The 21715-nt window shown below is 47.3% G+C and carries 22 protein-coding genes and 1 tRNA gene; 18 read left to right on the forward strand and 5 right to left on the reverse strand.

The genetic code is table 11. The features are described 5' to 3' along the window. The first annotated feature begins 5 nt into the window (after positions 1 to 5). A complete protein-coding gene (locus CBI30_RS07980) occupies positions 6 to 2483 on the forward strand; it encodes an ABC transporter permease (RefSeq protein WP_088527770.1) in 2478 nt (825 codons plus the stop codon). 34 nt (positions 2484 to 2517) lie between these two features. Here CBI30_RS07980 and CBI30_RS07985 read toward each other — a convergent pair whose 3' ends face one another. From CBI30_RS07985 to CBI30_RS08000, 4 genes are read right to left on the reverse strand one after another with little or no spacing between them, the layout of a single operon-like run. After that, on the reverse strand, positions 2518 to 3057 hold the full coding sequence (locus CBI30_RS07985; RefSeq protein WP_240553542.1) for an RDD family protein: 540 nt from the start codon (positions 3055 to 3057) through the stop codon (positions 2518 to 2520). Between the two features lie 13 nt (positions 3058 to 3070). Beyond that, positions 3071 to 3709, reverse strand: a complete 639-nt coding sequence (locus CBI30_RS07990; protein ID WP_088527771.1) for a DUF3106 domain-containing protein — start codon at positions 3707 to 3709, stop codon at positions 3071 to 3073. A gap of 25 nt (positions 3710 to 3734) precedes the next feature. Beyond that, positions 3735 to 4202, reverse strand: coding sequence for a DUF3619 family protein (locus CBI30_RS07995; protein WP_088527772.1), 468 nt, complete (start codon positions 4200 to 4202; stop codon positions 3735 to 3737). Then, positions 4199 to 4768 (reverse strand): RNA polymerase sigma factor, encoded by a 570-nt coding sequence (locus tag CBI30_RS08000; RefSeq protein WP_088527773.1) that lies wholly within the window; start codon positions 4766 to 4768, stop codon positions 4199 to 4201. Before CBI30_RS08000 ends, CBI30_RS07995 begins: the two co-directional genes overlap by 4 nt. A 193-nt stretch (positions 4769 to 4961) precedes the next feature. Between CBI30_RS08000 and CBI30_RS08005 the strand changes: the two genes are divergently transcribed. The 6 genes from CBI30_RS08005 to CBI30_RS08030 all read left to right on the forward strand — a co-directional run bounded on the left by CBI30_RS08005 (position 4962) and on the right by CBI30_RS08030 (position 11694). Further along, positions 4962 to 6749, forward strand: coding sequence for an acetolactate synthase 3 catalytic subunit (locus CBI30_RS08005; protein WP_088527774.1), 1788 nt, complete (start codon positions 4962 to 4964; stop codon positions 6747 to 6749). Next, positions 6749 to 7240 carry an acetolactate synthase small subunit gene (gene ilvN / locus CBI30_RS08010; protein WP_088527775.1) on the forward strand — a complete coding sequence of 164 codons (492 nt, stop codon included), beginning with the start codon at positions 6749 to 6751 and terminating at the stop codon, positions 7238 to 7240. Before CBI30_RS08005 ends, ilvN begins: the two co-directional genes overlap by 1 nt. Before the next feature lie 51 nt (positions 7241 to 7291). Beyond that, the gene (ilvC, locus tag CBI30_RS08015; RefSeq protein ID WP_088527776.1) at positions 7292 to 8308 is read left to right on the forward strand and encodes a ketol-acid reductoisomerase; all 1017 of its coding nucleotides are present in this window, start codon (positions 7292 to 7294) and stop codon (positions 8306 to 8308) included. A 53-nt stretch (positions 8309 to 8361) separates the two neighbouring features. Next, on the forward strand, positions 8362 to 9009 hold the full coding sequence (locus CBI30_RS08020; protein ID WP_088527777.1) for a phosphatidylserine decarboxylase: 648 nt from the start codon (positions 8362 to 8364) through the stop codon (positions 9007 to 9009). A gap of 27 nt (positions 9010 to 9036) precedes the next feature. Then, positions 9037 to 9900, forward strand: coding sequence for a CDP-diacylglycerol--serine O-phosphatidyltransferase (gene pssA, locus CBI30_RS08025; RefSeq protein WP_088527778.1), 864 nt, complete (start codon positions 9037 to 9039; stop codon positions 9898 to 9900). A 246-nt stretch (positions 9901 to 10146) separates the two neighbouring features. Beyond that, complete coding sequence (locus tag CBI30_RS08030) at positions 10147 to 11694, forward strand: 2-isopropylmalate synthase (RefSeq protein WP_088527779.1); 1548 nt, start codon at positions 10147 to 10149, stop codon at positions 11692 to 11694. Positions 11695 to 11727: 33 nt separating this feature from the next. Here the strand turns inward: CBI30_RS08030 and CBI30_RS08035 are convergent, their stop codons facing one another. Beyond that, a complete protein-coding gene (locus tag CBI30_RS08035; RefSeq protein ID WP_088527780.1) occupies positions 11728 to 12321 on the reverse strand; it encodes a lipid-binding SYLF domain-containing protein in 594 nt (197 codons plus the stop codon). An 83-nt stretch (positions 12322 to 12404) separates the two neighbouring features. On the opposite strand from CBI30_RS08035, the gene CBI30_RS08040 reads away from it, so the two are divergent. The 11 genes from CBI30_RS08040 (at position 12405) to CBI30_RS08090 (ending at position 21714) form a co-directional block, all read left to right on the forward strand. Further along, a complete protein-coding gene (locus CBI30_RS08040; protein ID WP_088527781.1) occupies positions 12405 to 13475 on the forward strand; it encodes a patatin-like phospholipase family protein in 1071 nt (356 codons plus the stop codon). An 80-nt stretch (positions 13476 to 13555) separates the two neighbouring features. Then, the gene (locus CBI30_RS08045; protein ID WP_088527782.1) at positions 13556 to 14659 is read left to right on the forward strand and encodes an RNA-guided endonuclease InsQ/TnpB family protein; all 1104 of its coding nucleotides are present in this window, start codon (positions 13556 to 13558) and stop codon (positions 14657 to 14659) included. Between the two features lie 432 nt (positions 14660 to 15091). Next, the gene (gene rpsO / locus CBI30_RS08050; RefSeq protein WP_088527783.1) at positions 15092 to 15361 is read left to right on the forward strand and encodes a 30S ribosomal protein S15; all 270 of its coding nucleotides are present in this window, start codon (positions 15092 to 15094) and stop codon (positions 15359 to 15361) included. A gap of 271 nt (positions 15362 to 15632) precedes the next feature. Then, positions 15633 to 17813: a polyribonucleotide nucleotidyltransferase gene (pnp, locus tag CBI30_RS08055; protein ID WP_088527784.1), complete on the forward strand. Its 2181-nt coding sequence runs from the start codon at positions 15633 to 15635 to the stop codon at positions 17811 to 17813. A 26-nt stretch (positions 17814 to 17839) separates the two neighbouring features. Continuing rightward, entirely contained in the window at positions 17840 to 18838 is a 999-nt protein-coding gene (locus CBI30_RS08060) for an NAD(P)H-quinone oxidoreductase (protein WP_088527785.1), read from the forward strand. A 17-nt stretch (positions 18839 to 18855) separates the two neighbouring features. Further along, a complete protein-coding gene (tpiA, locus tag CBI30_RS08065) occupies positions 18856 to 19614 on the forward strand; it encodes a triose-phosphate isomerase (RefSeq protein ID WP_088527786.1) in 759 nt (252 codons plus the stop codon). A gap of 22 nt (positions 19615 to 19636) precedes the next feature. Then, complete coding sequence (gene secG, locus CBI30_RS08070; protein ID WP_088527787.1) at positions 19637 to 19984, forward strand: preprotein translocase subunit SecG; 348 nt, start codon at positions 19637 to 19639, stop codon at positions 19982 to 19984. An 85-nt stretch (positions 19985 to 20069) separates the two neighbouring features. After that, a tRNA-Leu gene (locus CBI30_RS08075) sits at positions 20070 to 20154 on the forward strand. Positions 20155 to 20263: 109 nt separating this feature from the next. Then, the gene (locus tag CBI30_RS08080) at positions 20264 to 20623 is read left to right on the forward strand and encodes an NADH-quinone oxidoreductase subunit A (RefSeq protein WP_011902892.1); all 360 of its coding nucleotides are present in this window, start codon (positions 20264 to 20266) and stop codon (positions 20621 to 20623) included. 5 nt (positions 20624 to 20628) lie between these two features. Next, the gene (locus CBI30_RS08085) at positions 20629 to 21111 is read left to right on the forward strand and encodes a NuoB/complex I 20 kDa subunit family protein (RefSeq protein ID WP_011902891.1); all 483 of its coding nucleotides are present in this window, start codon (positions 20629 to 20631) and stop codon (positions 21109 to 21111) included. Positions 21112 to 21114: 3 nt separating this feature from the next. Next, positions 21115 to 21714: an NADH-quinone oxidoreductase subunit C gene (locus CBI30_RS08090; RefSeq protein ID WP_088527788.1), complete on the forward strand. Its 600-nt coding sequence runs from the start codon at positions 21115 to 21117 to the stop codon at positions 21712 to 21714. Position 21715: the final 1 nt, after the last annotated feature.

The raw sequence follows: 21715 nt of genomic DNA on the forward strand, positions 1-21715 counted from the left end.
TCGCAGTGCTAGCTAGCTTCTTTCAGGGTATTCGGCGAGATTTTCGATCCAAGGAGTTGGTAGCGCTGCTGCTTGCGCTTACCCTCTCTGTGGCAGCCTTATCAAGCGTCAGTTTTTTGGCTGACCGGATGCAGCGGGCTTTTCAGTTGGATGCCCGCCAACTACTCGCAGCAGATTTACTGCTAGTAGCCGATCAGCCATTGCCCGAGCGCTTTATTCAGGAAGCAAAAGATAGACAGCTGAACCTTGCCCAAACCATTGTCTTTCCGAGTATGGCAACGGTTGGTGCGCAAAGCAAGCTAGCCTCCTTAAAGGCGGTTAGTAAGGAATATCCACTACGTGGCCAACTGCAGGTTTCCTCTTTATTGCCAGACTTAACCCCACCTATGGGTTCTGTCTGGGTTGACCCTGCCATGCTTGCTAGCTTAAATACCAAGCTTGGTGACCACATGTCTTTGGGGGACAAGCAATTTGTCATCGCTGGCGTTATAGAGCGCGAGCTAGATCGCGGTGCTGGGTTTATGAACTTCGCACCACGCGTCATGATGTCGCTTGAGGACTTGCCCGCCACAGGCCTTATTGGCCTGGGTAGTCGCGTAACTTATCGATTGCTATTGGCAGGAGAGGGCTCCGCAATCTCGGCTTATGAGGCATGGGCTACGAAATGGATTGACTCTGAGGGCTTACGAGGATTACGCATAGAGACCCTAGAAAATGCGCAACCCATCATGCGTAAAACATTGGAGCGGGCAGAGCGATTCTTATCTTTGGTTGCCTTGCTGACAGCGATGGTAGCTGCCGTAGCAATTGCTTTATCAGCCCGTCGTTATGTTCTCAAGCAAGCAGATGTGTGTGCTGTCATGAAATGCTTAGGTGCAAGCCAAAATACAATTCTGATAAACCAAATAAAAATATTGACCAGTCTTAGCTTGTTAGCCGCTATCGCTGGCGCTGTTATCGGGTACGGAGTGCAAGAAGTTTTAATGCGCATTTTGGGTAATTTAGTCATGGCTAATTTGCCCTCGGTATCTATTTGGCCTGTGGCGTGGAGCATACTGTTTTCTTCTTTTTTGCTGGTGGGTTTTGCAGGTCCCCCACTATTAAGTCTAGTGACGATTTCACCTGTACGACTCATTCGAAAAGAACTTGGGACAGTCAACATTAAGGTGCTTTGGGTTGCATTTTTTGAGATCTTCACCTGCTTAGCGTTAATTGCGATGGCAGCTAGGGACTGGAAACTGGCATCTTGGGTAGGGCTGAGTTTTGGCCTGGCAATTTGCCTCTTTGCTCTGGTGTCTTGGCTATCGTTGCGGCTATTAAATGCACTCTTTTCTAAATGGAGTGCTAAAAGTTTCGCCTTGCGTTTTGCATTAACTGCGCAAGCGCGTCGCTCCGGATTTGCAGTGATGCAAATTACCGCTTTAGGTATTGCATTGATGGCCTTGCTGCTCATCCTCATGCTTCGACAGGATTTATTAGCTACTTGGCAGGGGAATATTCCAGTAGATGCGCCAAATCGTTTCATGATTAATATTCAGGATGATCAAAAGCTAAGTATTGCCAAATCCCTAGCTGATGCAGGAATAGCAAAGCCTAGTTTTAGTCCAATGGTGAGGGCACGCCTAATTGAGGTAAATGGAAAATCCATCGGCCCCAATGATTATGTTGATGAGAATGCGCGCCGTTTAGTCGATCGAGAATTTAACCTCTCTTATACCGATCAATTGCCTGAGGGCAATCGGATTACTACGGGTAAATGGATTGCAGGAAGTGCGCCGCAAGTTTCGTTAGAAGTAGGTATTGCCAAGACCTTAAAGCTGAAGCTTGGTGATCAAATGACTTTTGAGCTTGCCGGAGAAAGAGTTGTCGCGCCAATCACCTCTTTGCGCAAGTTGGATTGGGGTTCCATGAAGGTGAACTTCTTTGTCATCATGCCACCCGCCATGCTAGCTGAGATGCCGCAATCCTGGATTACTTCCTACTACCAAAGCGCTGCGATTGAGGGGCTCGACTATGAGCTCGCGCAGACCTATCCCAACTTAACTATTGTGGATGTTGCAACTTCACTACGTCAAATTCAAGATGTGCTAGATCGCTTGTCCTCTGTCTTGGGCCTACTGTTTACCTTTACGATCGCTGCCGCTGTTCTAGTTTTGGTTGCTGCGATTGCCGCCACTCAGGATGAGCGCTTTCGAAGTGCTGCATTACTCAAGGCGGTAGGTGGATCGCGTCATTTGCTTGGAAGGATTGCCCTGACTGAGCTCTTGGTCATTGGTGTTCTGGCGGGTGCTTTGGCGGGTTTAGCGGCTGGAATAGCAGCTTGGGCACTGGGCCGCTTTGTATTGGAGATTGAGTTCCATGCGTTCGCACAGTCTTTAGTGATGGGTATTGTCTTTGGTGTAGCGGCGTGCCTCTTAGCGGGCTATCGCTTTCAGAGAAGAATTCAAAGCGCTACCGCAATGGAGTGTTTGCGCGAGATCTAGAGTTCCTGGGCGTCTGGTAATCCTGATTGGGAAATTAAGTGAGTGTCACCAAGTTCTTGGGCAGCTCTATTAATCTCGTTCTGCCAAAACGATCTGGCAGACTTTGGCGAAGGAGGGGATTCACTCGATCCAAGTAGATACTGAGTGGCCACAGAAATAAAGCCACAGTAAATAGCATTTCAATGATTTGCCATTTCTGCAATTCAAAAAGCCATTGCAAAAGAACGCACGGCACAATCCACAATGACCCAAAGACATAGCGCCAAATGGCTTGTCTACGGGTTAAGTTATACCCGCCTGAACCAATCATCCGCACTCGCCAAGTTTGCATGGCCAATGTTTGTCCTGATTTGGTCCAGTACCAAACAAAGTAAATACCAAGAACTACATAAAGATAGAGGAAGGTGAGCCAACTTGGTAGAGAGATGCCAAATAAAATGCCTAAACCTAAATTGGGGACCAAGAAGGTGAGTGCGATTACACCTAAGAGAACTAGTTGTTCGTAAAGAGCACAAGATACGCGTCGCCAAAATTGCGGGGCAGGTAAGGCGTTTAATTCAGCAGGAGTAATCAAGGCTTGGGGATTCTTAGGGATTGCCTGTGCTGTTATCGGAGCTGGCGCTGGGTGCTGAAACTTCGGGAGCGGGAGCGGGAGGGCTGCTTGCTGGAAGAGTTGGCGCTAGATTGGATTTTTGTGTGATCGGGTGTTGCTGCAATGTGGGCGCGCTGACAGCTGTTGGTTTTTTCTTATTGACCTCAGCTTGAGCTAATTTCTTCTTTTGCTCATCGCTGAGTTTTTGATAGGCACTCCAAGCTTCTGCTTTTTTCTCTGCAGGGAACTTGAGGCTGCTTAAGTAGTTCTCTCGCGCCACGCGACGGTCTTTTTGGGAGAGATTGGACCAGCTAGTCATGCGCGACTGCAGACGTTGTTGATCTGCTTCACTCATTCTTGGGTATAGGTTAGCGACCTGCATCCACTTCTTGCGACTATCTGGGAGCATGTAATCCCAATCGTCTTCTAGTGGGGCCAGGATTTTTTGCTGCTCCAGCTTAAGTCCTTCCCAAGTACCATCCGGCTTTTTCTCGGGAATGCCGGTAGTTTTTCCATGAGCGCCTGAGGAGCTTTGGGCTAATGCGTTGGCAGATAATCCAAGTGCACCCAAGGTCAACATCAGTGATGAACTGATGAAGAGCGCTGCACAACAAGAGCGTAAGTTTTTTAGCATGCGCTAATGAGGCTCAGTGTTGGATTTAGGAAGGTGATTTGGATGAATCCAAGCTATCTTGCTCTGAATCAGCAAGGGGGCCATTTTTTAGGAAACCCAGAAAGCCGCTGTCAGCATAAGCATCGGGCGGGACATCATCGGTCAAGAGAGCAACATCTAATTCAGCGATGTCGTTGATACGTGAATCCTGTTGCCATTGGGCAATGCCAATGAGGCCAAATACGAGAACAACGAGTGGGGCAACCCAACCTACGTTATCCCAAAATGAGCGTGACCCTACAGACCAGTTTCCAGTGGAATTGGCCAGAACATGCTGCTGAATACGCACTTTCTCGGGTTTCTTGAGGGATAACGCCTTCAAGCGAGCCGCATAAAGGCGATCTTTAACACTCGCTGGCAGGGATTGGGATCCTTGACGAAGCAGGGCGGCAGTAGCTAGACCAAACTGGTCGGCTTCTGTGGAGTTTAAGAGGTCTTCATTATTGCGGTTCACAGCGTAATTCCTTTTAATTTCAATGCTTTAGCTAGAGCCTGGGTGGCTCTTGAGCAGTGGGTTTTGACACTTCCCTCGCTACAACTCATGGCAAGGGCTGTTTCAGTAATACTCAGCTCATCCCAATAACGCATCAGGAAGGCTTCTCGTTGACGGGCAGGCAATTTTGATATTTCTGACTCTAAAGCCTGCAACAGCTGGCTTCGTTCCAGCTTATGTGCCCCATCTTGGTGAATTTCACTGTCATCTGGAGCTGAAAGCGACTCTAAGGGGTCAAAATCATCGTTTTCATCGGATTTCTTGCCCATATTGGAGAAGAGGGTCACCCAGGTATTTCTTACCTTCTGACGCCTAAAATGGTCATGAATACGGTTTTGGAGAATTCTGGTGAAAACCAAGGGAAGTTCTGTAGCTGGACGATCACCGTATTTTTCAGCCAACTTAATCATGGCGTCCTGAACAATATCGAGAGCGGCATCGTCATCGCGCACAGCATATACCGCCTGCTTGAAAGCGCGCTGCTCAACACTGCTCAGAAAGTCAGAAAGTTCTTGGGGTGAAGCCATTCAGTTGATTAGACCTGAATCAGATGGAATTGGTTGATTTTAGGGGATTGCTATAGAATGTAGGGCTTACTACCTAGAATCTCATTCAAGAAGTGGTTTTTTCCGGTAGCAGCGCCGTTCGAACTCAGGCCACAAGCAAGAGACAGAGCAGACCAAACAATTTTTTGCCGAAAATTGCAAAGGACGAAAGAAAATGAATACAAGCAGCGCCGAATTTTTAGCTTCTAAAGCTAATCAAGAGACAACAAATCCAAATTCCGTAGAGGCTCCACCAGAGATGATTGGTGCCGAGATGCTCGTGCAAGCTTTGCACAAAGAGGGGGTTGAGTTCGTTTGGGGTTACCCAGGCGGATCCGTTCTCTTTATCTACGATGAAATTTTTAAGCAAGACAAGTTTGAGCACATTCTGGTTCGTCATGAGCAAGCAGCAGTTCATGCGGCCGATGGCTATGCGCGAGCAACCGGTAAGGTTGGTGTTGCCTTAGTTACTTCGGGTCCTGGTGTAACGAACGCGGTTACTGGAATTGCTACTGCCTATACCGACTCGATCCCTATGGTGATCATCAGCGGTAACGTACCTACTTACGCTATTGGTGAAGATGCTTTCCAAGAGGCGGATACCGTTGGTATTACTCGCCCAGTGGTAAAGCATAACTTCTTAGTAAAAGACGTAAGGGATCTTGCTTTAGTTATTAAGAAAGCCTTCCACATTGCACAAACAGGCCGTCCAGGACCGGTGTTGATTGATATCCCTAAGGATGTCTCAGCAGCCAAGGCGCCTTTTGTGTACCCAGAGACTTTGGAAATGCGTTCCTACAACCCCGTAGTAAAGGGTCATAGCGGACAAATTCGTAAAGCGGTTTCTTTGTTGCAAGAAGCAGAGCGCCCATACATCTATACCGGTGGTGGCGTGATCTTGGCTGATGCCGCTCCAGAATTAAAAGAGTTTGCTGATTTGCTCGGCTACCCAGTCACCAATACTCTGATGGGTCTTGGCGGCTTCCCAGGTACCAGTCCTCAGTTCTTGGGCATGTTGGGCATGCATGGTACCTACGAAGCTAATATGGCGATGCAACACAGTGATGTGTTGATTGCGATCGGCGCTCGTTTTGATGACCGCGTGATTGGTAATACCGCACACTTTGCTAGTCACCCACGCAAGATCATCCATATCGATATTGATCCATCTGTGATTTCTAAGCGCGTTAAGGTAGATGTTCCTATTGTTGGCAACCTCAAAGAGGTCCTGCAAGAGATGACTGCCCAACTTAAAGCGGCTGGCCCACGTAAGAATGACGCTAAGTTAGCGGCATGGTGGGAACAGATTAACGAGTGGCGCAAAAAAGATTGCTTGAAGTATGACGAAGCATCACAAATTGTCAAACCACAGTACGTAGTTCAAAAGTTGTGGGAACTCACTGGTGGTGATGCCTTTATTACCTCTGACGTTGGTCAGCATCAAATGTGGGCTGCACAGTTCTATAAATTTGATAAGCCACGTCGTTGGATCAACTCGGGTGGTCTTGGCACCATGGGTGTTGGCTTGCCATACGCCATGGGTATCAAGAAGGCATTTCCTGAGCAGGATGTTTTTGCCATCACTGGTGAAGGCTCGATTCAGATGTGTATTCAAGAGCTGTCCACCTGTAAGCAATACAACACACCTGTGAAGATCGTGTCCCTGAACAACCGTTACCTCGGTATGGTTCGTCAGTGGCAAGAGCTTACCTATAACAAGCGCTATTCCAGCTCCTACATGGACTCATTGCCTGACTTTGTTAAGCTGGCCGAGGCCTATGGTCACGTTGGTATGCGTATTGAGAAGAAGTCTGATGTTGAGGGCGCTCTCAAAGAGGCAATCCGCCTGAAAGATCGCACTGTATTTATGGATTTCCAGACGGACCCAGAAGAAAACGTTTGGCCAATGGTTCAAGCGGGTAAGGGTATTACTGAAATGCTTTTGGGTAGCGAGGATCTCTAATGCGACATATTATTTCTGTACTAATAGAGAACGAACCAGGTGCATTGTCACGCGTTGTGGGATTATTTTCTGCGCGTGGCTACAACATTGAAACCTTGAGTGTTGCGCCTACTGAAGATTCATCACTCTCCCGTATGACAATCGTAACGATCGGCTCAGAGGATGTGATTGAGCAGATTACTAAACACTTAAATCGCTTAGTTGAGGTGGTTAAGGTATTTGATTTGACTGAAGGTCCTCATATTGAGCGTGAGCTCATGATGATTAAAGTGCGCGCGGTAGGTAAAGAGCGTGAAGAGCTAAAAAGAACAACGGATATCTTCCGTGGTCGCATCATTGATGTGACTGACAAGAGTTACACCATTGAATTAACAGGTGATGGCGCCAAATTAGACGCCTTTATTGATTCGATTGATCGTGCATCAATTCTGGAAACTGTCCGCTCGGGTGGTTCTGGTATTGGGCGCGGCGAACGCATCCTGAAGGTTTAATTTTTTTAACTGATTACTGAATTAACTACATTTTCAATACAAGGAAAGAGCATGAAAGTTTTTTACGATAAAGACGCTGATTTGTCCCTCATTAAAGGCAAAAAAGTCACCATCATTGGTTACGGTTCACAGGGCCACGCACACGCATTGAATCTGAAAGATTCAGGCTGTAACGTTACTGTTGGTTTGCGTAAAGATGGTGCTTCTTGGAGCAAAGCTGCAAATGCTGGCTTGACAGTGAAAGAAGTTGGCGAAGCGGTAAAAGACGCAGACGTAGTTATGATGCTCTTGCCTGATGAGCAAATCGCTGATGTGTACAGCAAAGAAGTTCATGGCAACATTAAGCAGGGTGCTGCATTGGCATTCGCTCACGGCTTTAACGTTCATTACGGTCAAGTTCAGCCACGTGCTGACCTGGACGTGATCATGATCGCTCCTAAGGCTCCTGGCCATACAGTTCGTGGCACATACGCTCAAGGTGGAGGTGTTCCTCATTTGATCGCTGTGTACCAAGATAAATCGGGTTCAGCACGTGATGTAGCTTTGTCCTATGCAACTGCTAACGGCGGCGGTCGTGCCGGCATTATCGAAACTAACTTCCGTGAAGAAACTGAAACTGACTTGTTCGGTGAGCAGGCTGTTCTTTGTGGCGGCGCAGTGGAATTGATCAAAGCTGGTTTTGAAACTTTGGTTGAAGCTGGTTACGCTCCTGAGATGGCTTACTTTGAGTGCTTGCATGAGCTCAAGTTGATTGTTGACTTGATCTATGAAGGCGGTATTGCGAACATGAACTACTCTATCTCTAACAATGCTGAGTACGGCGAGTATGTCACTGGCCCACGTGTTGTAACTGAAGATACTAAGAATGCAATGCGTCAGTGCTTGAAAGATATTCAGACCGGTGAGTACGCTAAGAGTTTTATCTTGGAAAACAAAGCAGGCGCGCCTACTTTGATTTCACGTCGTCGCTTGAATTCTGAGCATGAGATCGAGGTGGTTGGTGCTAAGTTGCGCGCCATGATGCCTTGGATTGCTAAAAACAAGTTGGTTGACCAGACCAAGAACTAAGCAAGCGGTAGGCAAGAAATTAACAGTAGTAACTAAAAAGGCTCAGAACAAAGATGATGTATCCACACCCCATTATTGCGAAAGAAGGCTGGCCATATTTGGCATTAGTGGGGGCCGTTACTTTGCTGGTCCACTATCTTGGTGGTATTGCATGGTCATGGCCACTATGGATCATCTTCTTCTTTGTTCTGCAGTTTTTCCGCGACCCACAGCGTATAGCTGCTTTAGGTCGTGACTTGGTTTTATCTCCGGCGGATGGCCGTATCGTCGTAGTGGAAAAAGCCAATGATCCTTATGCAGGTCGCGAAGCTTTAAAGATTAGTGTTTTCATGAACGTGTTTAACGTTCACTCCAACCGTAGCGCAGTCAACGGTTTGGTGAAAGAGATTCAGTATTTCCCTGGCAAGTTTGTGAATGCCGATTTAGATAAAGCTTCAACTGAGAATGAGCGCAATGCCGTTGTGATTGATGCTAATGGCCAAATCGTGACTCTCGTTCAGGTTGCAGGCTTAATTGCTCGCCGCATTCTTTGCTATATCCACGTTGGTGATAGGCTTAAGGCTGGTGAGCGTTATGGTTTTATTCGCTTTGGCTCCCGTGTCGATGTATATTTGCCATTAACAGCTGAGCCTTTGGTTAGTGTTGGCGACAAGGTCTTTGCTACTAATACCGCATTGGCTCGTTTACCTGGCTTAGATTAATTTAGCCGCCTTTACTGGGAACAATCTTTGACTACATTTCGCCGTCGTGGCCGTATCGATCGCAGTCGCTTAGCCCGAGCCCGCACTGATCGCACTCAAGATGAGTGGGCGGAAGACCTCAGTGATGGAGTCGATTTCGAGGTAGAAGAGTTGCATGTAGATAAGCCGCGTAAACGTAGTAAAGGCATTTACCTGTTGCCCAATGCATTTACTACTGCGGCCTTGTTCTGTGGTTTCTTTGCTATCGTCAATGCGATGAACCACCAGTTTGAGATGGCTGCTATTGCTATCTTTGCTTCACTAGTTTTAGATGGCATGGATGGTCGCGTTGCCCGCATGACTAATACCCAAAGTGCCTTCGGTGAGCAGTACGACTCTTTAGCAGATATGGTGTCCTTTGGCGTGGCTCCCGCTTTAGTTGCTTACGAATGGGCCTTAAAAGATTTGGGTAAGTGGGGCTGGCTAGCCGCCTTTACTTACTGTGCAGGCGCTGCTTTGCGTTTGGCGCGTTTTAATGTGAACACTGGCGTTGTCGATAAGAAGTTCTTCCAGGGCTTGCCAAGCCCAGCCGCCGGTTCTTTGATGGCGGGTTTCATCTGGTTAGCAGATGACAATAAGATCCCAGTGCGCGATAGTGCTATTCCTTGGATTACCTTCTTCTTGGCGGTCTACGCTGGCCTAACGATGGTGTCCAATGCTCGCTTCTATAGCGGCAAGGCCTTAGATGTGCGCTACCGCGTGCCCTTTGGTGTGATGGTCTTGATGATTCTCACCTTTGTGCTGATCTCCTCCAATCCTCCCTTGACCTTGTTCGGCCTCTTCGTGGTGTATTCCATCTCTGGGTATGTCATTTGGGCTTGGGAGCATCTCAGCGGGCGCCGTTTTAGCTAATTTGGAATATTTAGGTTATATTTAATCCATGTTCATGAATTTCTCACCTCTTTCTAGCCTTCTTCTGCTAGCACTAAGCCTACAGCTTGGGGCAGGTAAGGCCTGAGTTAATGAGATTAAAGTAATTCATTAGCCGCCACATACCAGCCCCAGCAAATTGCTGGGGTTTTTGTTTCTAGAATTGGTAATTAGTAAACGTAATTCAGCAGTAAATGTCATTAAGCAATATTGAACCGGAGAGTAGTGATGAGCGACAAAGTAATCATTTTTGACACCACCTTACGTGATGGCGAACAATCGCCTGGCGCTTCGATGACCAAAGACGAGAAGGTTCGGATTGCCCGCCAATTAGAGCGCCTTAAGGTGGATGTGATTGAGGCTGGATTTGCAGCAAGCTCAGAAGGTGACTTTCAAGCGATTTCTGCAGTTGCTGCAGCAGTGAAGGACTCGATTGTTTGCTCACTCGCACGCGCTAACGATAAAGACATTACCCGTGCTGCCGATGCTTTGAAGGCTGCTAAAGCAAAACGCATTCATGCGTTCTTAGCAACCAGTCCATTGCATATGGCCGTGAAATTGCGCATGTCTCCTGAAGAGGTGTTGGAGCAGGCTAAACGCTCCATTCGTTTTGCTAGAAACTTGGCTGATGATGTTGAGTTCTCTGCCGAAGACGGCTATCGCTCAGAAATGGATTTCTTGTGCAGAGTAGTTGAGGCGGTGATTAAAGAAGGCGCTACAACGATCAATATTCCTGATACCGTGGGTTATGCGACCCCAGAGTTATATGGCGAGTTTATTAAAACCTTGCGTACCCGTGTACCCAACTCTGATAAAGCGGTGTGGTCAGTGCACTGCCATAACGACTTAGGAATGGCAGTTGCTAACTCCTTGGCAGGCGTCAAGATTGGTGGAGCGCGTCAAATTGAGTGCACTATTAATGGTTTGGGTGAGCGCGCTGGCAACACCGCTTTGGAAGAAATTGTGATGGCTTTGCGTACTCGCCAGGATTACTTCGATATGGTGTGCGGTATCGATGCTACCCAGATAGTTCCGGCCTCTAAGTTGGTTTCTCAGATTACGGGATTTGTAGTTCAGCCTAATAAGGCGGTTGTTGGTGCCAATGCCTTTGCACACACCTCAGGTATTCATCAGGATGGCATCTTAAAGAATCGCGATACCTATGAAATCATGCGCGCAGAAGATGTAGGTTGGGCCGCCAATAAGATTGTCTTGGGTAAGTTATCTGGACGTAATGCTTTCAAGCAACGCTTACAAGAGTTAGGCATTGCGATTGAGGCAGAAGCAGATCTGAATGAAGCCTTTGTGCGCTTCAAAACATTGGCTGATCAAAAATCGGAAATTTTTGATGAGGACATTATTGCAATCATGTCAGACTCTGCAGCAGCTGAAGAAGGTGAGTTTTATAAATTCATATCCTTGAGCCAGCATTCTGAAACTGGCGAACGCCCAAAATCAAAAGTCACCTTCCGAGTTGGCGATAAAGAGGCTAGTTCTGAGGCTGAAGGCAATGGCCCTGTAGATGCAAGCTTAAATGCAATTGAAGAAATCGTGAAGAGTGGGGCAGAGCAGTTGCTCTACTCAGTTAATGCGATTACTTCTGGAACTCAATCGCAAGGCGAGGTTACTGTGCGTCTCGCTAAAGGTGGTCGCATCGTCAATGGCGTTGGCACTGATCCAGACATTATTGCTGCGTCAGCCAAGGCTTACTTGTCGGCGTTGAACAAGTTGCATGATCCTAGCCAAGTTAAGCTTAATGCGCAGATGACGCCTTAAGAAGTTCTAGGTGACATCTGGAAACCGATCTCTTTATTTATTGAGATCGGTGTTTTTATAATACTTGGTGCCTTTGCCTGTGATTTCAGCGGCAATACCTGAGTCTGTGAGTTGATACATCAGAACGCCAGGCGCGACTAGAGCGGCATCTTGGTAGGCATCGCCATTGGCTTCATATTTGGCTGCTGCGGTGACTTGACCGCCAAATGTCCATCCAGAGTTCACAAAATCATTGAGCGCTGCTTGCGTTTGAAAGATAAAAATATTTTGGAATGACTTGATTCCTAAGCCTAGGCCAGCCTGAACTTCAGCCATGTTCATGTAAATGGGTTTAGCCCTATTCTTTTGAATAACAACACCACTACCTGTGCCGCCACCGGCAATCAAAATCTTCATGCCAAAGTTGCTGAAGGTGGCGTAGCCAACAGACTTATCGATAAGCTCTTTAGCTTTGGGTTGCGCTTGATAGAGCGCCTGCAGAGTGTCATCACTCTTCTTTAGAATTTCCTGGCGCTGCTCGGCAACCGTTTTGTCGGTGCCAAAAATATTGGAAAATTGTGCAAAGCTGCTCAGTGGGAATAGGGCTAATAGACTATAGGCTAATAGACGAATGATTTGGGCTTGCATTGATTTTCCCTTGCAGTATTTTGGGCATTAAATAATTCCATCTTTATACTCTATTGAGCTTTCTAGACCAATAACTATCTACTATGTCACCACTGATTCGTCTCATCTTTGTTCTCCTTATGCTTGCATTGGCGGGGTGCAGCAGCCTGCAGCGTAAAGCGGCAGTGCCATCGCAACAGATGGGGCAGGCTCAAATCGCCGGCTTATCTGGCGTGAGATATATGGTCGCCAGTCAATCTAGCATTGATCAAATGGCTGAGGATGTTCAGGCGGGGTTTAAGGTCAGAAGTGAGGCAACATTAAATGGATCCGCAAATTACTTGTCACTATCTGGCGGTGGCGACGATGGGGCGTATGGTGCGGGACTTCTGATCGGTTGGTCCGATCGTGGTGATCGTCCACAATTTAATCTAGTTACCGGCATTAGTACGGGCGCCTTAATTGCGCCATTTGCGTTTATGGGGAAAGAATACGATCCCGCGCTGCGTCATGTTTATACCCAAGTTGGCCCAAAAGATATCTTTATTGAGCGCGGGCTGATCTCCGGAATTCTGGGGGATGGGCTATCGGACACCGCACCGCTATATCAGTTGATATCTCAATTCGTTGATGAGGAATTCTTTAAAAAGGTGGCTTATGAGTACACCACCAAAAATCGTTGGCTATTGATCGGCACCACCAATTTAGATGCTGGCGTACCTGTGGTCTGGAATATGGGAAAGATTGCCAGTCTTGGCACGCCCGAGGCTCTCGATCTTTTTAGAAGGATCATGCTCGCCTCTGCCTCTATTCCTGGGGCGTTTTCTCCGGTGATGTTTGATTTTGAGGTTGCCGGTCAAAGCTTTCAGGAGATGCACGTGGATGGCGGGGCCATAACTCAAGTGTTTCTGTATCCCAGCGCCTTATCTCAGCGGGCAGCAGAGCTCAATTTAAAGCTCCAAAAGCAGCGAAATGCTTACATTATTCGCAATTCTCGCCTAGATCCAGAGTGGCGTGAGACGGAGCGGGGCACCCTCAGCATCATTCAGAGAGCGATCTCTAGCATGATTCAGACTGGGGATCTCTACCGGATTTATCACACCACCCAGCTTGATGGAGTCAGTTTCAACTTGGCTTTTATCCAGGTAAGCAGAAAAGAAAACCCCTTGCTTTAGCTGGAGGATGAATTTTCGATTTGCTTGCCAACAATTAAATTGCCTATTGCCTAATGCTTACTACTGTATATAATTACAGTATGTCAGAAAGTACTCCGATTGCTATTAGAACGCTACGGCTGCGTATTAAAGATAAGCACGCTAAGATGCTCTGCACTCAGGCTCGTGAAGTCAATTTCGTTTGGAACTTCATTAACGAGCTTTCCGAAAAACATACGCGCCATACTGGCAAATTCTTCTCAGCTTATGACCTTAACGCATACACCACTGGTGCCAGCAAAGAGGGTTTGAGCCTGCACAGCCAAACCATACAAGCGATCAATGAGGAGTTTGTTACTCGTCGGATTCAGTTTCGCAAGCTACGCCTCTCGTGGCGCAAAAGTGGCGGCACAAGGCGCTCTCTTGGCTGGATTCCGATTAAAAAATCGGTTATTCGCTATCGCAACGGCCAGCTTTACTACCAAGGCCAAGCAATAAGCCTATGGGATTCATACGGCCTAGCGGATTATGAACTGGGTTCTGGCACTTTCTCGGAAGACTCTCGTGGTCGCTGGTATTTCAACACCACGGTCAAAGTAGAGAAGAAGCCCAATACCGCCACCAAATCCATCGGCATTGATCTTGGGCTCAAAGAATGTGCCGTAGCCTCTGACGGCCAACGTCTTGTTGGTCGTCATTACCGCAAACTGGAAAGTAGGCTCGGCATGGCACAAAGAGCTAATAAGAAGTCCTTAGTCAAAGCGATTCATGCCAAGATCAAGAATCGTCGTAAAGACGAGCTCCACAAGTTCTCGACCATGCTGACGCAGCACTATGGGGCAATATTTGTTGGAAATGTATCCAGTAGCAAACTCATCAAAACCAAGATGGCTAAATCCACGCTCGATGCGGGTTGGTCATCACTCAAAACCATGTTGGAATATAAAAGCGATTGCGCTGGCGTGATGTATGAGGAAGTCAATGAGAGCAATACAACCCAGACTTGTTCGTACTGTGGCTCTATAGCCGTCAGCAGTCCGAAAGGTAGAGCAGGACTTGGAATAAGAGAATGGACTTGTTCAGATTGTGGTTCGGTCAATGACCGTGACCTCAATGCGGCCAGGAATATTCTTGCGCGAGGACATTCGCGTCTAGCTTTAGGAATCCCCTTCCCTTTCGCAGTAATATCGTGCTTTAGCACTTAGATTGCTGGCGAAGACCTTCAGGGTCTTGGGGAGGGGAGGATGTCAACGGGCCAGACTTCAAATTTCCGCACCAGACTGAGTTTGACACCGCTTACATGAAGGCGCTGTTCGAATATGGCTATCAGCAGGGTCTTAGCGGTAAGGAGTGGCAAAAGTACCCACCGGGCTATAAGAGGGGATTTGATGAAGAATTGCCTAAAAAATAGGCATTTCCAGTCATTTTTATCATCATTTTCATATAAATCAAGAGCTTGCCCAGATATTCGGTGCTCAACCCCTATTTGAGTGCCCAGCCCTTGAGCAAGGGATTTAAGGCGGATCTGCTACAATTCGAGGGCTTTGATTCTTAAAGCTTTTTTGTTTTATTTGATTAATAAGTGCACGACACGAATTGGGTGAAAGCTCAGGTGTTCGCAAGTAAGGAGTATGAAAATGGCAGTTGCTGATATTAAAACGGCGGAAATCGTCAAAGATAATGCGCGTAGCGCAAACGATACGGGTAGCCCTGAAGTTCAAGTTTCATTGTTAACGGCCCGCATCAATGAATTAACCCCCCATTTCAAAGTTAACGCTAAAGATCATCACAGCCGTCGTGGTTTGTTGAAGATGGTTTCACGTCGTCGTCGCCTCTTGGATTACCTCAAGGGTAAGGATTTGGGTCGCTATCGTGCATTGATTGAGAAATTAGGTCTCCGTAAGTAATTCTTATCGGTATTGCAATGCCATCTATCTTAGGGTTGTTTCGTAACAGAATCAGTCTTAAGCAGATGGCATGTTTTTTGGGCGCTTCAAGATTATTTGTATAGGGGATCGTGTCATTCCAATGAGTTTCTGGGTTTGCGAACTCAGTGTCTCCCTGGAATGGCATCCCTTGTAGTCTTCAATCGCTCCAGTGTTGTCGTGACACTGCTTTATCCCACGACAAGCGTGAAATCCATGTGGCTTTTACGTGAACAATTTGGAGAAGATCAGAATGTCTATATTTAATAAAGCAGTAAAAACGTTTCAATGGGGCAGCCATCAGGTAACGATGGAAACAGGCGAGATCGCTCGTCAAGCCGGCGGTGCCGTCATCGTGAACATCGAGGACACTGTAGTTATGGCTACAGTAGTGGCTTCTAAGTCCGCTAAGCCAGGCCAGTCTTTTTTCCCATTGACTGTTGATTACCTCGAAAAAACGTACGCCGCAGGAAAAATCCCTGGCGGCTTCTTCCGTCGCGAAGGTCGTCCATCAGAAGGTGAGACATTGATCTCCCGTTTGATCGATCGCCCATTACGTCCATTATTCCCAGAAGGCTTCTTAAACGAAGTTCAGGTGGTAATTCATGTGTTGTCTATCAACCCTGATGTTCCTTCAGATATTCCTGCATTGATCGCTTCTTCAGCAGCATTGGCTATTTCAGGTATTCCATTTGCTGGCCCAGTTGGCGCAGCACGTGTTGGTTACGTTAACGGTGAATACCTCTTGAACCCAACTCGTACAGAGCAGGCTACTAGCGAGATGGATTTGATCGTAGCTGGTACACAAGCTGCTGTGTTGATGGTTGAGTCAGAAGCCAATCAATTATCTGAAGAAATCATGTTGGGTGCAGTTGTATATGGTCATGACCAAATGCAAACTGCTATCAACGCAATTAATGAATTAGTAACCGAAGCTGGCAAGCCAGAGTGGGATTGGACTGCTGCTCCTAAAGATGAGCCGTTCATTGCTAAAGTAACTGCATTGGCTGAAGCGCCTTTGCGTGAGGCTTATCAGATTCGTCAAAAAGGTGCGCGTTCAGACAAGCTTAAAGAGACTACTAAAACAGTATTGGCTAAGCTAGCTGAAGAGGGTGATGTAGATGCGGTTGCTGTTAACGACATCATGTTTGAAATCGAAGCGAAGATTGTTCGTAGCCAGATTTTGAATGGTGAGCCACGTATTGATGGTCGTGATACTCGTACTGTTCGTCCAATTGAAATTCGTAATGGCGTATTGCCGCGTACACACGGTTCAGCTTTGTTTACCCGTGGTGAAACACAGGCTCTCGTAGTTGCTACTTTAGGCACAGCACGTGATGAACAGATCATCGATGCGCTCGAAGGTGAGTACCGTGATCGCTTCATGTTCCACTACAACATGCCTCCGTTCGCAACTGGTGAAACTGGTCGCGTAGGAAGCCCTAAGCGTCGTGAAATTGGTCACGGTCGTTTGGCTAAACGTGCATTGATTCCAGTGTTGCCAAGCGCAGAAGACTTCGCTTACAGCATTCGTGTTGTTTCAGAAATCACTGAGTCCAATGGCTCCTCATCCATGGCTTCCGTTTGTGGTGGCTGTTTGGCAATGATGGACGCTGGCGTTCCAGTTAAAGCGCACGTTGCTGGTGTAGCAATGGGCTTGATTTTGGATGGCAACCGTTTTGCTGTGTTGACCGATATCTTGGGTGATGAAGATCACTTGGGCGATATGGACTTCAAAGTAGCTGGTACAGCTAACGGTATTACTGCTTTGCAAATGGATATCAAGGTTCAAGGTATCACTAAAGAAATTATGCAAGTTGCTTTGGCTCAAGCCAAAGAAGGCCGTTTGCACATTTTGAGCAAGATGCAAGAAGCAATGGGTTCAGTTCGCACTGAATTGTCTGCTCATGCTCCACGCATGGTTTCTTTCAAGATTCATCCAGACAAGATTCGTGAAGTAATCGGTAAGGGCGGCGCAACAATTCAAGCCTTGACTAAGGAAACGGGTTGCAGCATCGACATTAAAGATGACGGCACTGTAACGATTGCTTCTACAAGTGCTGAAGGCATGGCTGAAGCTAAGGCCCGTATCGAAGGTATTACTGCTGAAGCTGAAGTAGGCAAGATCTACGAAGGTCCAGTTGTGAAATTGCTCGAATTCGGTGCTTTGGTAAACATTCTTCCAGGTAAAGACGGTCTCTTGCATATCTCAGAAATTTCAAATGAGCGTGTAAAAGAAGTTAAAGACTATTTGCAAGAAGGCCAGGTAGTTCGCGTGAAATTGTTAGCTGCTGATGAGCGTGGTCGTTTGCGTTTATCTCTCAAGGCTGCAATGGCTGATGAGGGCGGCACGATTGCTCCTTTAGCTGGCGCAACAGAGGCTACAGCTGAAGTGGCTACTGAAGTTGCTCCATCTACTGGCGAAACTGCTTAAGTAAAGTCACGAGCGGGACTGTTCATATGCGCGTAATGGAAATCAAAGAGTTTGGCGCACCAGAAATGTTGGTGCCCGCGACTCGTCCTGATCCAGTAGCTCCGGCTGCTGCAACGGGCGAGATCTTGATTAAGGTAATTGCTGCGGGCATTAATCGCCCAGACGTCTTACAGCGTAAAGGCCATTACCCAGTACCAGCAGGCGCATCTGATATTCCCGGTCTTGAAGTCGCTGGTGAAATTGTCGGTGGTGACTTAGCGCACGCTGACAATCTCTTCGGCCTCAAGGTTGGCGATAAAGTTTGTGCGCTTGTGCAAGGCGGTGGTTACGCAGAATTATGTACCGCCCCCATTGCGCAGTGTCTACCTTATCCAAAAGGTTTTACTGATCAAGAAGCTGCCGCATTGCCAGAAACTTTCTATACCGTGTGGAGCAATGTCTTCATGCGTGGCGAACTTTCTGAGGGCGAAACTTTGTTGGTGCAAGGCGGCTCAAGTGGCATTGGAGTAACGGCTATTTTGATCGCCAAAGCTCTAGGTCATCAAGTATTTGTTACAGCCGGCACAGACGAGAAGTGCGCTGCTTGCGTAGCTCTAGGTGCCGACTTGGCGATTAACTACAAGACACAAGATTTTGTAGAGGAAGTGAAAAAAGCTACAGATGGTAAGGGTGTCAATGTCGTACTCGACATGGTTACCGGTGCTTACGTCCAAAAAGAAATCGATTGCTTAGCTGATGATGGTCGCATCGTGATCATTGCGATTATGGGTGGTTCAAAGGCTGAAGTAAATACAGGTCAAATTCTGCGTCGTCGTTTAACGATTACTGGATCAACCTTGCGTCCACGTCCAGTTTCATTCAAGAAGCAAATTACACAGCAACTACACGCACGCATCTGGCCATTGCTAGATGCTGGCAAGTTAAAGCCAGTGATTTACAAGACATTTACTTTGGACCAAGCGGCAGATGCCCATCGTTTGATGGAGTCTTCTGAGCACGTTGGCAAGATTGTTTTAACTGTTTAAGTGTTGAGCTAGATCTTATGCGTCCACTCACGGTTATCGGCAATTGGAAAATGAACGGCAGTCTTGCAAGTAATGCGAGCTGGGTTAAGACTGTTTGCCGTGGCATGGAGCAGGGCATGCCTGCGGGTCGTAAGTATGCAGTTTGCGTTCCAACCCCGTATTTGGCGCAGTGTGGCGAATTAATTCATGACTGCTCTTTGGCGTTCTTAAGTATGGGCGCTCAAGATGTCTCCGCTTTTGCTTCTGGAGCTTATACCGGTGAAGTGGCTGCATCTATGCTCAAAGAGCTGGCTTGTACCTATGTCATTGTTGGGCATTCAGAGCGTCGCCAGTATTTTCAGGAAACTGATGAGCAAGTTGCTGAGAAGGCCCTTCAGGTTCTCGATAATGGGATGATTCCAGTGATTTGTGTTGGTGAGTCTGCGGATGAGCGTAACTCAGGTCGTGAGGTTGAGGTTGTTAGAGGTCAAATTTCTAAGCAGGTGGCTATATTGCAAGATCGTTTGGCTGACTGTTTGATTGCTTACGAGCCTATTTGGGCTATCGGCACAGGTAAGGTCGCGAGCGCTCAGCTTGCCCAAGAGATGCATCGGGCAATTCGCTTGCAGTTGGCAGAGTTTGATGAAGATGTAGCGTCCCATGTGGGAATTTTGTATGGCGGTAGCGTTAAACCTGACAATGCCGTTGAACTATTTGCAATGCCAGATATTGATGGTGGATTGATTGGGGGCGCTTCATTGAGCCCGCAGGATTTTCTGGCCATTTGTCAGGCCTAGATTTTTTATTTGGAGATAAGCCATGGAATGGTTTAAGACTTTATTGATTGTTTTGCAGGTGATTTCAGCTTTGGCTGTGATCTTGCTCGTTTTGCTTCAGCAGGGTAAAGGTGCCGACATGGGCGCCGCTTTTGGATCTGGTTCCTCTGGTAGCCTTTTTGGCGCCAGTGGTTCTGCCAATTTCCTGTCGCACACAACGGCTATTTTTGCGGGCGTCTTTTTCGTCTGCACTTTAGGGCTCACTTGGATTGGCAATAAGAAGGAAGTTAGTCCTGGTATTTTGTCTGGCACTGTAGCTCCTGTTGTGGCTCCTGCTGCTGCACCAGTTGCCCCTGTTCAGGATCCGACTAAGCCAGCAGTTCCGAAGTAAAAAATTGGGTTTTCAGTAGCTTCTACCCCCATTTTTGGGGTGGTTGGGTAGTGCAATGCAGTAGAATTGACGAGTTTTACAAGATGCCGACGTGGTGGAATTGGTAGACACGCTATCTTGAGGGGGTAGTGGCTTAGGCTGTGCGAGTTCGAGTCTCGCCGTCGGCACCAAATTGTAGAATTTGTAGTTGTTTTTGCTGTAAATATAGGCTTTATGTAGTGGAGTAATTGATAACTTGTAGCTTATTAGAATTTACCGGACGAATGAATCAGGGCCATTTTGAATCTCGCTAATTACTTTCCCGTTCTGCTTTTTATCCTCGTAGGTATTGGGGTTGGTTTAGTGCCCATGTTCCTCGGAAAAATCTTGGCTCCTTCGAAGCCAGACGCTGAAAAACTGTCGCCATACGAGTGCGGTTTCGAGGCCTTCGAAGATGCACGTATGAAATTCGACGTGCGTTACTACCTCATTGCCATCCTGTTTATCTTATTTGACTTAGAAACTGCATTCCTATTTCCTTGGGGTGTAGCTTTGCGTGATATTGGTTGGTTTGGCTACGCCTCTATGGTGATTTTCTTGTTGGAATTCATCGTAGGTTTCGTTTATATCTGGAAAAAGGGCGCTCTCGACTGGGAGTGATAGATATGGCACTAGAAGGCGTTCTTAAAGAGGGATTTGTTACCACGACTGCAGATCAGTTAATTAACTGGACTCGTAATGGTTCTCTGTGGCCAATGACATTTGGTCTTGCTTGCTGTGCAGTTGAAATGATGCATGCCGGCGCTTCCCGTTATGACTTGGATCGTTTTGGAGTGGTTTTCCGCCCATCGCCACGTCAATCAGATCTCATGATTGTTGCCGGCACCTTGTGCAACAAGATGGCACCGGCTTTGCGTAAGGTTTATGACCAGATGCCAGAGCCACGTTGGGTAATCTCCATGGGCTCCTGCGCCAACGGCGGCGGTTATTACCATAACTCGTATTCAGTAGTGCGCGGTTGTGACCGCATTGTGCCGGTGGATATTTATGTCCCTGGCTGCCCCCCAACAGCAGAAGCGTTGATCTACGGAATTATTCAGTTGCAGTCCAAGATCGCTCGCACTAGTACGATTGCGCGGAAGGCTTAAACCATGTCAGATCGTTTAGTTCAACTTGCGGCAAACTTAGAAAAAGTTCTAGGTAAGCGGGCTCATTCTATTGAGATCGCCTTGGGCGAAGTAACTGTGGTCGTGAATGCAGACACTTATTTTGAATCCGCCATGCTCTTGCGCGATGAGCCTTCATTGGCTTTCGAGCAATTGATTGATTTATGTGGTGTTGACTATCAAGATTTCCGCGACGGTGCTTGGGTTGGCCAACGTTTTGCTGCTGTAACGCATCTCTTGTCTTTGGCACATAACTGGCGTTTGCGCGTGCGCGTATTCGCTCCAGAGGATTCTTACCCAGTTGTTGCTTCGCTGACACCGGTTTGGGCTGCAGCCAATTGGTTTGAGCGTGAAGCGTTTGATCTTTACGGCATCCTGTTTGATGGCCATGAAGATTTACGTCGCATTTTGACTGACTACGGTTTTATCGGTCACCCATTTAGAAAAGATTTCCCAATTTCTGGCAACGTAGAAATGCGCTATGACCCAGAATTGAAGCGCGTCGTGTATCAGCCCGTCACGATTGAAGCGCGCGAGATTACGCCACGTATCGTGCGCGAAGAGCAGTACGGAGGCCCGGTTTAAG

This window comes from Polynucleobacter aenigmaticus, assembly GCF_002206635.1.
In the GTDB taxonomy this organism is placed as follows: Bacteria; Pseudomonadota; Gammaproteobacteria; order Burkholderiales; family Burkholderiaceae; genus Polynucleobacter; species Polynucleobacter aenigmaticus.

Coding starts and splice junctions, on each gene's coding strand:
- ilvN (WP_088527775.1), top strand. CDS start 6,749: ATGCGACATATTATTTCTGTACTAATAGAGAACGAACCAGGTGCATTG.
- CBI30_RS08030 (WP_088527779.1), top strand. CDS start 10,147: ATGAGCGACAAAGTAATCATTTTTGACACCACCTTACGTGATGGCGAA.
- ilvC (WP_088527776.1), top strand. CDS start 7,292: ATGAAAGTTTTTTACGATAAAGACGCTGATTTGTCCCTCATTAAAGGC.
- CBI30_RS08035 (WP_088527780.1), bottom strand. CDS start 12,321: ATGCAAGCCCAAATCATTCGTCTATTAGCCTATAGTCTATTAGCCCTA.
- CBI30_RS08045 (WP_088527782.1), top strand. CDS start 13,556: ATGTCAGAAAGTACTCCGATTGCTATTAGAACGCTACGGCTGCGTATT.
- CBI30_RS08040 (WP_088527781.1), top strand. CDS start 12,405: ATGTCACCACTGATTCGTCTCATCTTTGTTCTCCTTATGCTTGCATTG.
- tpiA (WP_088527786.1), top strand. CDS start 18,856: ATGCGTCCACTCACGGTTATCGGCAATTGGAAAATGAACGGCAGTCTT.
- pnp (WP_088527784.1), top strand. CDS start 15,633: ATGTCTATATTTAATAAAGCAGTAAAAACGTTTCAATGGGGCAGCCAT.
- CBI30_RS08020 (WP_088527777.1), top strand. CDS start 8,362: ATGATGTATCCACACCCCATTATTGCGAAAGAAGGCTGGCCATATTTG.
- CBI30_RS08000 (WP_088527773.1), bottom strand. CDS start 4,768: ATGGCTTCACCCCAAGAACTTTCTGACTTTCTGAGCAGTGTTGAGCAG.
- CBI30_RS08005 (WP_088527774.1), top strand. CDS start 4,962: ATGAATACAAGCAGCGCCGAATTTTTAGCTTCTAAAGCTAATCAAGAG.
- rpsO (WP_088527783.1), top strand. CDS start 15,092: ATGGCAGTTGCTGATATTAAAACGGCGGAAATCGTCAAAGATAATGCG.
- secG (WP_088527787.1), top strand. CDS start 19,637: ATGGAATGGTTTAAGACTTTATTGATTGTTTTGCAGGTGATTTCAGCT.
- CBI30_RS07990 (WP_088527771.1), bottom strand. CDS start 3,709: ATGCTAAAAAACTTACGCTCTTGTTGTGCAGCGCTCTTCATCAGTTCA.
- CBI30_RS08085 (WP_011902891.1), top strand. CDS start 20,629: ATGGCACTAGAAGGCGTTCTTAAAGAGGGATTTGTTACCACGACTGCA.
- CBI30_RS08060 (WP_088527785.1), top strand. CDS start 17,840: ATGCGCGTAATGGAAATCAAAGAGTTTGGCGCACCAGAAATGTTGGTG.
- CBI30_RS08090 (WP_088527788.1), top strand. CDS start 21,115: ATGTCAGATCGTTTAGTTCAACTTGCGGCAAACTTAGAAAAAGTTCTA.